The sequence below is a fragment of the Tardiphaga sp. genome (genome assembly GCF_041424195.1).
In the GTDB taxonomy this organism is placed as follows: domain Bacteria; phylum Pseudomonadota; class Alphaproteobacteria; order Rhizobiales; family Xanthobacteraceae; genus Tardiphaga.
This window is the reverse complement of record NZ_JBGMOE010000047.1, coordinates 75,191-87,079: the sequence shown is the minus strand read 5'-3', so window position 1 is coordinate 87,079 and position 11,889 is coordinate 75,191. Positions and strand designations below refer to the sequence as shown.

The following is an 11,889-nucleotide window of genomic DNA, read 5'->3' as shown; positions in this document are numbered from 1 at the left end:
TCAGGCCTTCTTGCCCGGACTCAATTCGAGCGATGCCTGCGGCTTGCGCCAGGCACGCACCATCAAAACGAGTCCCACAAATATCATCGGCACGGAGAGCAGCATGCCCATGGTGAGCCCACCCCACAGAAATCCGAGTTGCGGGTCCGGCTCGCGGAAGAATTCTCCTGTAATACGCGCCAGCGCATAAAAAAAGATGAAGGCGCCGAGGATCAGTCCGGGGCGCTTCAGCGCGCCGGCCCGGATCATCAGGGCCAGAATGAGAAACAGTACGATACCCTCAAGTCCGGCTTCATAGAGCTGGCTGGGGTGGCGCGGCAGTGGCCCGCCATTGGGAAACACCATCGCCCAGGGCACGCTGGCGTCGGCATGCCGGCCCCACAATTCACTGTTGATGAAATTGGCGAGGCGCCCGAGCAACAGGCCGATCGGGCCGACCGCGCAGGTGATGTCGCCGAGCGACAGGACCGACAGCCCGCGCTTCCAGCAGAACAGAAATACGGCAAAGACGCAGCCCATGAAGCCGCCATGGAACGACATGCCGCCCTTCCACAGCTCGAAGATCTCGGCGGGATGGGCGATGAAGAAGTCGAGATTGTAGAACAGCACATAGCCGGTGCGGCCGCCGACGATGATGCCGATGGTCACCCAGAGGATGAAGTCGTCGAAATCGAGAAGCGAGATCGGCGAGGGGCCGCCCCATAACTTCGTGCTCTTGATCAGCGCGCGGGCATAGATCCAGCCGAGTACAATGCCGCCGATATAGGCCAGCGCGTACCAGCGAATGACAATCGGGCCGAGCGCGATGGCGACCGGATCGAAAACGGGGAAGGCGATGGTCAGGAATGGCATGTGGTGGGCTTACGGCTCCGGACGCCGCCAGTAAAGCATTGGCTTGTGACGAATTAAGGGACCTGGGCAGTTGTGAACGCGAAAGACAGGCGATACTTGAACTGCGCAGCCGGGATCGCCATTGTCGATCTACAACCTAATGCCGCGTGTTTGTTCATCCGACCGGAGTTCTTGCCATGACCCAGACCAACAATCGGTTCTTCGACGAGATCGGCCGCCTGATGAACGATGCTGCCGGTGCAGCCCAGGGCGTCAAGCGCGAGGTCGATGCGGTTGTGCGCAACCAGGCTGAGAAGATCCTGCGCGATCTCGATATCGTGAAGCGCGAGGAGTTCGAGGCGGTCAAGGACATGGCCCGGATCGCCCGCGAGGAGAACGAGGCGCTGAAGGCCCGGATCGCGGCACTCGAAGCCAAGCTCGGTGGCTGAGTGGACGGCTCTGCCGGCGCCTGCACGCGGCGGCCGGAGATCGGGTTACCTGCGCGAAGATGGCTAAATAGGCCCCTGGAAGGGCCCTGCAGACGAAGAAAAGGCCCGTCATTTCCTTGTCTTTTTGGCGTTTCGGCGGTAGAAGCCGCCCACGTCCGCAGCCCCCGCACCCCTGGAGGCTTGCTGCAGCGTGGAAACGGGCCGCATTGCGGCCTTTAACTTTTTAGAAAACAAGGACTTACACGATGGCGACCGTCAAGGAATTGAAGGCGACCTCACGTCCGGTCGGCGGCAAGGGGGCCGCACGGGCAGAGCGTCGCGCCGGCCGAGTGCCCGGAGTGATCTATGGTGACAACAAGCCCCCGGTGGCGATTTCGGTGAATGACGCCGAACTGCGCCAGCGCATTCTGGCCGGCCGGTTCCTCACCACGATTTACGACATCGAGCTCGAGGGCAAGAAGCACCGCGTGATCCCGCGCGACTTCCACCTCGATCCGGTCAAGGATTTCCCGCTCCACGTCGACTTCCTCCGCCTCGGCGAAGGCGCGACCATCCGCGTCAGCGTTCCGCTGCACATCAAGGGTGCTGAAAGCGCTCCGGGCGTGAAGCGTGGCGGCACCATCAACATCGTGACCCACACGATCGAACTGGAAGCCGAAGCCGAGAGCATTCCGCAGTTCCTCGAAGTTGATGTCAGCCAGCTTGATATCGGCACGTCGCTGCACATCACCGACGTCGTTCTGCCGAAGGGCGTGAAGACGCTGGCTCGCGATGCCGACCTGACGCTGGTCACCATCGTGCCTCCGTCGGGCTATGGTGAAGAAGCTGCGACCCCTGCGGCTGCTGCTGCGGCTCCCGCCGCGGCTGGTGCCAAGGCTCCGGCTGCCGGCGCCAAGGCCCCGGCCGCTGCCGCCGCTCCGGCGAAGAAGAAGTAATCCGGCGCGGAGCTCCGCGTCATGCTTCTCTTTGTTGGTCTCGGAAACCCTGGTGCGAAATACCAGGGCAACCGGCACAATATCGGGTTCATGGTTCTCGACGACATCGCGCGGCGTCACGGTTTTGGACCGTGGCGCCGTCGCTTTCAGGGCGAGACCTCCGAAGGCACGCTGGACGGCGAACGCGTCATCCTGCTGAAGCCGATGACCTTCATGAACGACTCCGGCCGCTCAGTTCAGGAAGCGTCCGCCTATTTGAAGATTTCACTCGGCGACATCGCCGTGTTTCACGACGAGCTCGAACTGCCATTCGCCAAGGTGCGCGTGAAGATCGGCGGCGGCATCGCCGGACATAACGGTCTGCGCTCGATCTCCGCGCATATCGGCAACGACTATCGGCGCGTTCGCCTCGGCATCGGACATCCCGGTGCCAAGGAACTGGTGCATAATCACGTGCTGAGCGATTTCGCCAAGGCCGAACGGTCGCAGCTCGAAGCGTTCAGCGACGCGGTGACCGAGCATGTAAGCTTGCTGGTCGGTGGTCAGGACTCGTCGTTTCAGAACAAGGTACATCTGACGATGCAGGCCAAGGGTTTCACGTCGAAGGACGACAACGGCTCTGCTGAGAAGCCGTCGAAGAATTAGGACAGGATCATGGGATTCAAATGCGGGATCGTCGGGTTGCCGAATGTCGGCAAATCGACGCTGTTCAATGCGCTCACCGAAACCGCGGCCGCACAGGCTGCGAACTATCCGTTCTGCACCATCGAGCCGAATGTCGGTGAAGTCGCGGTGCCGGACAAGCGTCTCGACAAATTGTCCGAGATTGGCAAGTCGCAGCAGATCATCCCGACGCGTCTGACCTTCGTGGATATCGCCGGCCTGGTGAAGGGCGCGTCGAAGGGCGAAGGCCTTGGCAATCAGTTCCTCGCCACCATCCGCGAAGTCGATGCCGTCGCTCATGTGGTGCGTTGCTTCATCGATGACGACATCACCCATGTCGAAGGCAAGATCGATCCGCTCGCCGATATCGAGATCATCGAGACCGAGCTGATGCTCGCGGATCTGGATTCCTGCGAGAAGCGCATCGACAACCTGACCAAGAAGGCCAAGGGCAACGACAAGGACGCCAAGGAACAGCTCGATCTGGTCCAGCGCGCTTTGGTGCTGTTGCGCGACGGCAAGCCGACGCGTTTTCTCGAGCGCAAGCCCGAGGAAGAGCGCGCGTTCGGCATGCTCGGTCTGCTCACCTCCAAGCCCGTTCTCTATGTCTGCAACGTTGAAGAAGGCGCGGCGGGCGAAGGCAACGAATATTCGAAGCGGGTTGCAGAACATGCTGCGAAGGAGGGCGCGGTTGCGGTCGCCATCTCCGCCAAGATCGAATCCGAGATCGCGACTCTGTCACGTGCCGAACGTGCGGAATTCCTCGATACGCTCGGGCTCGAAGAAGCGGGCCTCGATCGCCTGATCCGCGCGGGCTATTCGCTGCTGCATCTCATCACCTATTTCACCGTCGGTCCCAAGGAAGCCCGTGCCTGGACCATCACCCAGGGCACCAAGGCACCGCAGGCTGCAGCCGTCATCCACACGGATTTCGAGAAGGGCTTCATCCGCGCGGAAACCATCGGCTATGAGGATTATGTCAGGCTCGGTGGCGAAGCTGGCGCGCGCGATGGCGGCAAGCTGCGGCTGGAAGGCAAGGAATATGTCGTCGCCGATGGCGACGTACTGCATTTCCGGTTCAATACCTAAGTGTCCTGAATACCTAAGCGTCTTGAATACCTAAGCGTCTTGGCCCCGCTCCTCACATGACCGAGGAGCGGGATTCAAGCACTTAATACTGCTGGTGCTGACCCAACGTCTGCCCCTGATCCCGTATCGCGCCGAGATGTTCGTTGATGCGGAATACGATCAGGACGAACTCAGCCCCGATGCGCGCGAAGATGATGCCGACGATCACGCTGGCAAGGCTCGACATCACGAGGATAAAGCCGCCAAACGGGCTGATGGCCATTGCGGCGAGACCCGAAAATATCCCGGAAATGCCGAACAGAATGATCAGTGCGATCACCAGCCAGTAGAACGTCTTGATGATTGTGGGCGTAATGAAACGGTCCCACTGAAACAGATCCCGAAATTCGAACATCGTGAAATCCCCCGCCCGGTAGATGTATGACAAATTCAATCGCATCGACAAACGGCTTCAAATGTCCTGGCCCGACGACGTTGACGGGCAGGATCGCGGGAAAGCCATGCAAGCGACCGGGTTGAGATTGCTGCAAATAACGGCCACAATCAGGCTTCCTCGACGGCATCCCCCATTATGACCCTGACATTTGAAGATTTTAAGCCCGGCCATTTCGGCACATTTGGGCCGCGTCACATCACCCGCGACGAGATTGTTGCATATGCGCGGGAATATGACCCGCAGCCCATGCATCTCGACGAGGATGCGGCGAGTGCGTCGATGCTGAAGGGGCTTGCCGGCTCAGGCTGGCACATGTGCTCGCTGATGATGCGGATGATCTATGACGGGTTTCTGCACAAGACCGCATCGATGGGGTCGCCAGGCGTGGATCAGATGCGATGGCTCGCGCCGTTTCGTCCGGGCGACGATCTGACGCTGGATGTCGAAGTGATCGAGGCGCGCGCATCGCAAAGCCGGCCGACCTTGGGCATCGTCAAATTCAAGTTCAGCACACGCAATGCCAAGGGGCAGACGATTTCCGAGATGATCACCCCGATCATGGTCGGGCGGCGTGAAGCCGCCGCCGGGAACTAGGGTCGCAGCATGCGCTATCTGGAAGACATCCAAATCGGTATGCGCCGTGAGCTCGGATCGTTCACGTTCACGGCGGAGTCGATCAAGGCTTTTGCCGAACAATTCGATCCACAGCCATTCCATCTCGATGAAGAGGCCGGTCGCACGTCGCTGTTCGGCGGTCTTGCAGCGTCGGGCTGGCACGTGGCGTCGATGTGCATGAAGTTGCTGGTGGCCGATGGCCAGCGCGCAAAGGCGGAAGCCGAAGCGCGTGGCGAAGAGCCTCCAGTCGGTGGCCCATCGCCCGGCTTTCGTGATCTGCGCTGGGTCCGGCCTGTTCTTGCGGGCGACACCCTGACCTATAGCAGTGAGGTCGTTTCCGTGCGCGCGACCGCGACACGTCCGGGATGGGGCATCTTGCAGTCGAAGAACGTTGCCGTTAATCAGCGCGGCGAGGAGGTCTACAGCTTCCTCGGTTCGGTCTTCCTGCCGCAACGGGGTGGCGCGGCTTAACCATTTCAAATTTTATCGGTGGAACCCGAACGCTGTTAAGGGGTTCTGAACCTTGTGAGCGTGATCTGCGACTCACGCATATGGCGACTGAGACGACGTTGCAGGACTATTTGGGGACGACAATGGCTGACCGCACCGGACTGAAATTCGTGGGCTTTATCTTTGCGAGTGTGACGCTTGCGGTGATGCTGGCCACCTGCATGGTGGTCAAGGGTTATGCCGATGGCGCCTATACGCTCGAGAGCAGCGCAGTCGTCAGCGAGTAATTTTTACGATTTGCTAACCAGACCCGCGCCGAGCTGCGCTGGTTTTCTCGCGCGTGAGGTCGATGATCGCGACCTCAGCGACTCCAGGCCCAGGCGAGCAGCGCCACGGCCACGAACAGCAACCCGACAAAACGCAAGATAATGGTCCCCATCCTGGGCGCGCTGTTGCGCGCCGGAATCGGATCGGTGTTGTTCGGCCGGATGGTCTCCACGAATCAATTCCCCCCAAGAGCAGTTCACAGGTGCTGCGTAACCGTTGGTCGGGAACGGAACCAATAAAGTTCAATTGAAGTCGCTCACGAAAAAGCCGCCGCCCTTTCGGGACGGCGGCTTTTGATCTGGTTGGCCTGGCGTCGATCAGTCGTGGCGCAGACCGTCAGCGGTGCGCTTCCACTGCGCGACATTGTCGGCAATCAGGCGGGTCGACTTCATTGCGGCCTGGCTGAGCTGGGCGTAACCGGAGATCTCGCGCTGGACGCGCTGGCCTTCGGCATGGAGCAGGTCACGCAGGCTTTCGAGTTCGGAAACCAGCTTCTCGATCTCACCGAGCGAGGTGCCGGCGACGCGCTGGATCAGCGAGTTGACGCTGTTGACGGTCGCTTCGGTGGTGGCTTCCAGAGGCGCATCGGTGCTGGTTGTGGTTTCGCTTGAATTGTTCACCATGCCAGGCACCGGACGACGGAGGTAGGCGATATCATTGCGCACGAAGTCGCGGATACCCGCTTCGACTTCAGACACAGCGGCGAGGTTGCTGTCGTCATCTTTGGCTTCCGTCTGTTCTGAACGAATGGCACTCATCAGCTCTTCCTTGTTTGTGCGAAGTGAACTTCACAGTGAGCGAGCGCGGTCCCCCGCACGACAAATTTACGTGTCCATCTGCGCAGTGGATTTTGACGAGATCGCGGCGAATATGCGGCGGGGCGCCGATCTTTGCCGGCAATCATCTGGCAAAGTTATTAAAACTTGCTTTACCAACTGTGCTTGAAGCCGGCCGAGAATGTCTTGTTGGTCACGCCCTGAACCGTCTCGCTGATCGATCCGGAGACGTTGACGCCGCCAAACAGCTTCTGCTCGGCGCCGAACTTGCGCAGCCATTTATCGTCGGTGGTGGCGAGCGATTGCCCTGCGATGAAGCTGGTGCCCGTATCGGTAATGTTGAACCGCGCAAGCTGGTCGGTCTCGTAGCTTCGCGTGGGGCGACCATTATAGCCAATGGCCGGAATGCTGCCTTGCTGGATCACGTTGTAGCCGCTCTGCAGCGTCAGAGAGTACTGATCACCGGCAATGGGCACCGACTTGCTGAGCGAAGTACCAAGTTTGGTCTGATCTGCACCCGGATCGACGCGGGCTTCGATTGCCGTCTTGTCCCAGATTGAGCCCACGCCGGGAGCGGTCGCGGCCGCCCAGGCTGCGCCGCCCGATTGGGCCTGCGCCGTGCCGTCTCCGAATTGATTGCGGTAGGCATCGGCTGCGCTGTGCGGCGCAGTCTGCCGCGCCACATTGATATCGGCGCCGACGCGCGTATCCCAGAATGGTGTGACCGATTGCTTGACCGAGAGAGCCGATGCGCCGTTGCTGTCGTTAGACGTCCAACTGGACGATGGGCTGCCGACGACCAGCGACGAGCGCTTCTCGCGGAGCGATGCCTTCGCCGTCGGCGAATCGTCGGTGTTCAAGAGGCTCCAGTCGGGTTCCGGTGCGTCAGCAGGAGGAGTGGCTGCCGTATCGACCTGCTCTATTTCGCCGGGAGGGGGCGCAACGTCGACGAGGCCGCGCCACGGGTTTTGCGCGTAAGCCGGAAAGGCCAACGCGGTTCCGCCGAGCGCTGCGAGAAGCGCCCAATATTTCGGTCTGAATCCTGAAGCCATCGTGCCCACTGCCCAGCAAGATCGCGGATCGGTTGGCAGATAATACCATCAGGCCCGGCGGAATTGTGGCGTCGCAACATTTCGCTGGGAATGAGCATTGTCGATTGGCAGTCGCCAATACTGCTCAGGCGATCTTCGGCAGATGGATAGGCCGGCCCAATGCCTGTTCGACCAGGTCGAACGTATCGACGACCACGCGCATGCTGGTCAGACGCCCGGCCTTGAACTGCGCGAATTGTGCCAGTCGCAGGCTGATGGGGCGGTTCGAATCCAGTGCGGTCAGCGAGAAGCGCATCATTGCGGAGCCAGACTCATCACCAAGGATCATCGACTCGCGTTCGAAGCGATGCACCCGCACATTGTCCGCGATCTGCTTGCAGACATCGAGCACGGCCGCTTTGCCGTGGCGTGCGCCGAGAAACGGAAACATGTCGATCGGGCCGTAGACCGCCCATTCGATATTGTCGTCGATGATGTCAGCGAGGTGGTCGAGCTGGCGTTCATTGATGGCGCGATGCAACGCGCGCGAAAAACGCCAGAGGCTATGCTCTGTCATTGGGATCGTCCTGAAAATGGCTGAAAACACTTGCGCGCCGGAGCAACGTCGCCCGGGCGGTCTGCACAAATTGCTTGGAAGCTTAAGTAATATAATTTCGCTTAAATTCAATGGATTATTTTGCAATGCACAAATGTTCGCGGTGAGGAGCTGCTCACCAAAACGTTAAGCTGCATTCTGTCGTCGGCATAACCTTACCGGTATGTCTGGTCGCGGTCCTGCACGGGGAGCCGCCCCATGGCGACATCTTCATTGCGGGCGGCCATGATGCCGAACAGGAGGGCCCCGCCGACGGCGCCGAGAAGTGCGCCAATGGGCATGAAGGTGAAAAACACCAGCATGGCGCTGTAGCCCTCGAAATTACTGGTCTTGAACAATTCGACCCAGGCAACACCGGCGCCGATTCCCAAAGCGGCTCCGCCGAGCAACCCCAGAACCAGACCCAGCAAGATCAGCAACGCGATTTTCATGCAGCGCCCCCACTCAACATTTTATGCGTCAAACAACGGCACTGGAAGGTTCAACGGCTGACGGCGATTTCATGTGCTGGAGCCTGGTTAAGGAACGCAGCTTGAGCAGCTGCGTTGCCCTCGATCTGCAAGGGGAGATTCCCGATGACCAAGCACATCCAGCCCGTTCCCGAGGATAACTGCAGCGATAAGGGACCTGGCAGCGCGCCGAAGGTCACGCTCGATAACACCAAGGGTCATCGCGACGACGAGAAGCACAATATTCGCGAGCAGGCCGCGCACGGCAATCTCACGCAGAACACCAGCAACCGCCGTTCGGGGTAATCGTAATGCAGCGGGCGGTGTCTATAAATTAAGGATGGCCAGTAAACCCGTCGTCACTGCCCGCTTGCGCCGCGCGCCGCCCGTCCTTGTCTGCAAGAAGTGCCTCGGTCGCATCGATGACGGCAAGGCGTTGCGCAAATCTCTCAAGTCGGACCTGAAACGTCGCAGCGCGAAGCAGGACGTGAAAAGTCCTCGCGTTGTACTGACGAGTTGCCTCGGCATCTGTCCGAAGCGAGCCGTCGTCGTGGCGAGCGCCGCAACGTTGCAGGGCGGGCAATATCTGTTGCTGTCGGGTGCCGAGGACAGCGCAGAGGCAGTAACGGCGCTGATGCCGGATCGGGTGCCCTAGATAGGGCGATCAGGCGGCCGATTTTTTCGGCAGCTCTCCCAACGGCCGACTCTCCATCTCTTCGCCGAAATCGATTGGATGCAGCAGCGCCTCGTGGAGCTGATGGCGATCGAGTTCGCCCTCCCAGCGGCTGATGACGATGGTGGCGACGCCGTTGCCGATCAGATTGGTGAGCGCGCGGCATTCGCTCATGAACTTGTCGATGCCGACGATAATGGCCAGTGCGGTGATCGGAATATCGGGGATGATCGACAGCGTTGCAGCCAGCGTCACGAAGCCTGCACCGGTGACGCCCGATGCGCCCTTCGATGTCAGCATCGCCACGCCGAGCACCGCGGCCATCTGGCCGAAGGTGAGATGCGTGTTGGTGGCCTGCGCCAGGAACAGCGTCGCCAGCGTCATATAGATATTGGTGCCGTCGAGATTGAAGCTGTAGCCGGTCGGGATCACGAGGCCGACCACCGGCTTCGATGCGCCCAGGGCTTCCATCTTGGTGATCATGCGCGGCAACACGGTCTCGGACGACGAGGTGCCGAGCACTATCAGCAGCTCGTCCTTGATGTAGCCGATGAAACGCAGGATCGAGAAGCCGAAGGCACGCGCGATACCGCCGAGCACCAGCAGCACGAACAGCAGCGAGGCCAGATAGAAGGTGAAGATCAGATAGCCGAGATTGACGAGGGCGCCGAGGCCGAACGAGCCGATGGTGAAGGCCATTGCGCCGAATGCGCCGATCGGTGCGAGCTGGACGATCATGCCGATGATGCGGAAGAACATCTTCCCGGCGAGATCGATACCTTCGGCGATCTTTTCGCCGGGCTTGCCCATATGGGAGATCGCGAAGCCGGAGAGGATCGCGACCAGCAGCACCTGCAGCAGATCGCCCTTGGCCAGCGAGTCGAAATAGGATGTCGGAATGATCGCCATCAGATGGCCGACGAAACTCTCCTCCTTGGCACGGCTGACATAGCTGGCCACGGATTTCGCGTCTAACGTGGAGGGATCGATATTGAAGCCGGCGCCGGGCTGCAGGAAGTGACCGACCAAGAGGCCGATCAGCAGCGCTACGGTGGAGACCGTTTCGAAATACAGCAGCGTCTTGCCGCCGATGCGGCCGACCTTGCTCATGTCGCCGATCGAGGCGATTCCGTGCACAACGGTGCAGAAGATCGCCGGCGCGATCATCATCTTGATCAGTGCGATGAAGCCGTCACCGAGCGGCTTCAGGGCCTTGCCAGCATCCGGATAGAAGTAACCGACCGTTACGCCAATCGCGATCGCGATCAGCACCTGGATATAGAGAACGCGATACCAGGGTTGTTTGGCCATCGTGGTTTCTTCCCTTGAACAGCGCTCATCACCATCGACAGCCGCGCGCAAAACATAGGTGCGCGGAGCTGCGGCGTAAAGTCACGGTTTGAACAGACCTGCGGCTAAAGCGGAATGCGGGCCGGCCATGTGCGCTGCGCATGCTGCACCTGCACTGCACTTGCGGTGGTACGCGCCGGGGCCATTTAAATCACAAAGGAAGCACCGCCATGCTTGATATCACCACACATCCCGTCGATGACGATTCCGGGACACCTGGCGTTGCCGCAGTGCAGAATGATGCGGCGCTGCTCGATGCCTATTCCAACGCCGTGATCGGGGTCACAGAACGCGTCGGCCCCGCGGTCGTGCGCGTCGAGACCGGCGCGAAGACGTCCAATGCGCGCGGGCGCGGCGGGCTCGGCTCCGGCATTGTCATCTCGCCGGACGGCCTTGTGCTGACCAACAGCCATGTCGTCGGCAATTCCAGGCACATCCGCCTGCGCGACACCGAAGGCGTCGTCACCGAAGCGCGCGTGCTCGGCGCCGACCCTGATACCGATCTCGCTTTGCTGCGGGCCGATGGCGCACGCGATTTGCGCTATGCCGGTCTGGGCAATTCCAAGAACCTGAGACGCGGCCAGCTGGTCGTTGCCATCGGCAATCCGCTCGGCTTCGAATCCACCGTCACTGCGGGGGTCGTCTCGGCGCTCGGCCGGTCGATCCGCTCGGAGAGCGGGCGCTCGATCGAGGACGTGATCCAGACCGATGCCGCGCTTAATCCCGGCAATTCCGGTGGCCCCTTGGTATCGTCGCGGGGCGAGGTGATCGGTATCAACACCGCGATCATCCAGGGCGCGCAAGGTATCTGCTTTGCGGTCGCCAGTAACACCGCACAATTCGTGCTGTCGGAGATCATCCGTCACGGCTATGTCCGCCGCGCTTTCATCGGGGTGTCCGGCCAGACTGCGCCGATCCCGCGTCGCCATGCGGTGCTCGCCGGTGTGGAGAACACCATGGGCGCGCTGCTCGACCAGATCGATCCCGAGGGTCCCGCGGCGAGAGCTGGTCTGCTGCCCGGCGACGTCGTGATCGCGCTCGATCATGTGCCGGTGAATGGCGTCGATGACCTGATCCGGATTCTGGATCGTGATCGCATCGCTCGCGCGATCGAAATCGATGTGCTGCGGATGGGACAGTTACGGGCGATCGACATCCACCCGGTCGAACGCAAGATACTAACGCGAGCCAGCTAACGT

At 60.6% G+C, this 11,889-nt stretch carries 18 protein-coding genes; 10 read left to right on the top strand and 8 right to left on the bottom strand.

Annotated elements, in window-relative coordinates; translation table 11 throughout:
• Positions 1 to 852, bottom strand: a complete 852-nt coding sequence (gene lgt, locus ACEK02_RS07660) for a prolipoprotein diacylglyceryl transferase (RefSeq protein WP_371421196.1) — start codon at positions 850 to 852, stop codon at positions 1 to 3.
• A gap of 176 nt (positions 853 to 1,028) precedes the next feature.
• Here lgt and ACEK02_RS07655 point away from each other — a divergent pair, with 176 nt between their 5' ends.
• The 4 genes from ACEK02_RS07655 to ychF all read left to right on the top strand — a co-directional run bounded on the left by ACEK02_RS07655 (position 1,029) and on the right by ychF (position 3,967).
• Positions 1,029 to 1,280 (top strand): accessory factor UbiK family protein, encoded by a 252-nt coding sequence (locus ACEK02_RS07655; protein ID WP_371421195.1) that lies wholly within the window; start codon positions 1,029 to 1,031, stop codon positions 1,278 to 1,280.
• 245 nt (positions 1,281 to 1,525) lie between these two features.
• On the top strand, positions 1,526 to 2,215 hold the full coding sequence (locus ACEK02_RS07650) for a 50S ribosomal protein L25/general stress protein Ctc (protein WP_371421194.1): 690 nt from the start codon (positions 1,526 to 1,528) through the stop codon (positions 2,213 to 2,215).
• A 21-nt stretch (positions 2,216 to 2,236) separates the two neighbouring features.
• Entirely contained in the window at positions 2,237 to 2,860 is a 624-nt protein-coding gene (pth, locus tag ACEK02_RS07645) for an aminoacyl-tRNA hydrolase (RefSeq protein WP_371421193.1), read from the top strand.
• Positions 2,861 to 2,869: 9 nt separating this feature from the next.
• The gene (ychF, locus tag ACEK02_RS07640) at positions 2,870 to 3,967 is read left to right on the top strand and encodes a redox-regulated ATPase YchF (protein WP_371421192.1); all 1,098 of its coding nucleotides are present in this window, start codon (positions 2,870 to 2,872) and stop codon (positions 3,965 to 3,967) included.
• Positions 3,968 to 4,049: 82 nt separating this feature from the next.
• On the opposite strand, the gene ACEK02_RS07635 is transcribed toward ychF, so the two are convergent.
• The gene (locus ACEK02_RS07635; protein WP_371421191.1) at positions 4,050 to 4,361 is read right to left on the bottom strand and encodes a DUF4282 domain-containing protein; all 312 of its coding nucleotides are present in this window, start codon (positions 4,359 to 4,361) and stop codon (positions 4,050 to 4,052) included.
• 177 nt (positions 4,362 to 4,538) lie between these two features.
• Here ACEK02_RS07635 and ACEK02_RS07630 point away from each other — a divergent pair, with 177 nt between their 5' ends.
• The 3 genes from ACEK02_RS07630 (at position 4,539) to ACEK02_RS07620 (ending at position 5,755) form a co-directional block, all read left to right on the top strand.
• Positions 4,539 to 4,997 carry a MaoC family dehydratase gene (locus tag ACEK02_RS07630; RefSeq protein WP_371421190.1) on the top strand — a complete coding sequence of 153 codons (459 nt, stop codon included), beginning with the start codon at positions 4,539 to 4,541 and terminating at the stop codon, positions 4,995 to 4,997.
• A gap of 9 nt (positions 4,998 to 5,006) precedes the next feature.
• Positions 5,007 to 5,489: a MaoC family dehydratase gene (locus tag ACEK02_RS07625; protein WP_371421189.1), complete on the top strand. Its 483-nt coding sequence runs from the start codon at positions 5,007 to 5,009 to the stop codon at positions 5,487 to 5,489.
• Between the two features lie 122 nt (positions 5,490 to 5,611).
• On the top strand, positions 5,612 to 5,755 hold the full coding sequence (locus tag ACEK02_RS07620) for a hypothetical protein (protein ID WP_170849743.1): 144 nt from the start codon (positions 5,612 to 5,614) through the stop codon (positions 5,753 to 5,755).
• A gap of 74 nt (positions 5,756 to 5,829) precedes the next feature.
• On the opposite strand, the gene ACEK02_RS07615 is transcribed toward ACEK02_RS07620, so the two are convergent.
• From ACEK02_RS07615 to ACEK02_RS07595, 5 genes are all read right to left on the bottom strand, one after another.
• A complete protein-coding gene (locus tag ACEK02_RS07615) occupies positions 5,830 to 5,967 on the bottom strand; it encodes a hypothetical protein (protein ID WP_371421188.1) in 138 nt (45 codons plus the stop codon).
• A 145-nt stretch (positions 5,968 to 6,112) separates the two neighbouring features.
• Complete coding sequence (locus tag ACEK02_RS07610) at positions 6,113 to 6,553, bottom strand: hypothetical protein (RefSeq protein ID WP_371421187.1); 441 nt, start codon at positions 6,551 to 6,553, stop codon at positions 6,113 to 6,115.
• Positions 6,554 to 6,723: 170 nt separating this feature from the next.
• A complete protein-coding gene (locus ACEK02_RS07605; RefSeq protein WP_371421186.1) occupies positions 6,724 to 7,623 on the bottom strand; it encodes a hypothetical protein in 900 nt (299 codons plus the stop codon).
• 124 nt (positions 7,624 to 7,747) lie between these two features.
• Positions 7,748 to 8,179, bottom strand: coding sequence for a nuclear transport factor 2 family protein (locus ACEK02_RS07600; protein ID WP_371421185.1), 432 nt, complete (start codon positions 8,177 to 8,179; stop codon positions 7,748 to 7,750).
• A 194-nt stretch (positions 8,180 to 8,373) separates the two neighbouring features.
• Positions 8,374 to 8,649, bottom strand: a complete 276-nt coding sequence (locus tag ACEK02_RS07595) for a hypothetical protein (protein WP_371421184.1) — start codon at positions 8,647 to 8,649, stop codon at positions 8,374 to 8,376.
• A 144-nt stretch (positions 8,650 to 8,793) separates the two neighbouring features.
• Here ACEK02_RS07595 and ACEK02_RS07590 point away from each other — a divergent pair, with 144 nt between their 5' ends.
• Positions 8,794 to 8,973: a hypothetical protein gene (locus ACEK02_RS07590; protein ID WP_089261775.1), complete on the top strand. Its 180-nt coding sequence runs from the start codon at positions 8,794 to 8,796 to the stop codon at positions 8,971 to 8,973.
• 34 nt (positions 8,974 to 9,007) lie between these two features.
• Positions 9,008 to 9,322, top strand: coding sequence for a (2Fe-2S) ferredoxin domain-containing protein (locus ACEK02_RS07585; protein WP_371421183.1), 315 nt, complete (start codon positions 9,008 to 9,010; stop codon positions 9,320 to 9,322).
• 9 nt (positions 9,323 to 9,331) lie between these two features.
• Here ACEK02_RS07585 and ACEK02_RS07580 read toward each other — a convergent pair whose 3' ends face one another.
• Positions 9,332 to 10,651, bottom strand: coding sequence for a dicarboxylate/amino acid:cation symporter (locus tag ACEK02_RS07580; protein ID WP_371421182.1), 1,320 nt, complete (start codon positions 10,649 to 10,651; stop codon positions 9,332 to 9,334).
• Positions 10,652 to 10,860: 209 nt separating this feature from the next.
• On the opposite strand from ACEK02_RS07580, the gene ACEK02_RS07575 reads away from it, so the two are divergent.
• Positions 10,861 to 11,886 (top strand): S1C family serine protease, encoded by a 1,026-nt coding sequence (locus ACEK02_RS07575; protein ID WP_371421181.1) that lies wholly within the window; start codon positions 10,861 to 10,863, stop codon positions 11,884 to 11,886.
• Positions 11,887 to 11,889: the final 3 nt, after the last annotated feature.

Excerpts from the sequence above, each read along its gene's own strand:
- ACEK02_RS07590 (WP_089261775.1), top strand. The coding sequence starts at position 8,794 with ATGACCAAGCACATCCAGCCCGTTCCCGAGGATAACTGCAGCGATAAG.
- ACEK02_RS07575 (WP_371421181.1), top strand. The coding sequence starts at position 10,861 with ATGCTTGATATCACCACACATCCCGTCGATGACGATTCCGGGACACCT.
- ACEK02_RS07635 (WP_371421191.1), bottom strand. The coding sequence starts at position 4,361 with ATGTTCGAATTTCGGGATCTGTTTCAGTGGGACCGTTTCATTACGCCC.
- ACEK02_RS07620 (WP_170849743.1), top strand. The coding sequence starts at position 5,612 with ATGGCTGACCGCACCGGACTGAAATTCGTGGGCTTTATCTTTGCGAGT.
- ACEK02_RS07625 (WP_371421189.1), top strand. The coding sequence starts at position 5,007 with ATGCGCTATCTGGAAGACATCCAAATCGGTATGCGCCGTGAGCTCGGA.
- ACEK02_RS07580 (WP_371421182.1), bottom strand. The coding sequence starts at position 10,651 with ATGGCCAAACAACCCTGGTATCGCGTTCTCTATATCCAGGTGCTGATC.
- ACEK02_RS07610 (WP_371421187.1), bottom strand. The coding sequence starts at position 6,553 with ATGAGTGCCATTCGTTCAGAACAGACGGAAGCCAAAGATGACGACAGC.
- ACEK02_RS07585 (WP_371421183.1), top strand. The coding sequence starts at position 9,008 with ATGGCCAGTAAACCCGTCGTCACTGCCCGCTTGCGCCGCGCGCCGCCC.
- ACEK02_RS07595 (WP_371421184.1), bottom strand. The coding sequence starts at position 8,649 with ATGAAAATCGCGTTGCTGATCTTGCTGGGTCTGGTTCTGGGGTTGCTC.
- ACEK02_RS07655 (WP_371421195.1), top strand. The coding sequence starts at position 1,029 with ATGACCCAGACCAACAATCGGTTCTTCGACGAGATCGGCCGCCTGATG.
- ACEK02_RS07605 (WP_371421186.1), bottom strand. The coding sequence starts at position 7,623 with ATGGCTTCAGGATTCAGACCGAAATATTGGGCGCTTCTCGCAGCGCTC.
- ychF (WP_371421192.1), top strand. The coding sequence starts at position 2,870 with ATGGGATTCAAATGCGGGATCGTCGGGTTGCCGAATGTCGGCAAATCG.
- lgt (WP_371421196.1), bottom strand. The coding sequence starts at position 852 with ATGCCATTCCTGACCATCGCCTTCCCCGTTTTCGATCCGGTCGCCATC.
- ACEK02_RS07630 (WP_371421190.1), top strand. The coding sequence starts at position 4,539 with ATGACCCTGACATTTGAAGATTTTAAGCCCGGCCATTTCGGCACATTT.
- ACEK02_RS07650 (WP_371421194.1), top strand. The coding sequence starts at position 1,526 with ATGGCGACCGTCAAGGAATTGAAGGCGACCTCACGTCCGGTCGGCGGC.
- pth (WP_371421193.1), top strand. The coding sequence starts at position 2,237 with ATGCTTCTCTTTGTTGGTCTCGGAAACCCTGGTGCGAAATACCAGGGC.
- ACEK02_RS07600 (WP_371421185.1), bottom strand. The coding sequence starts at position 8,179 with ATGACAGAGCATAGCCTCTGGCGTTTTTCGCGCGCGTTGCATCGCGCC.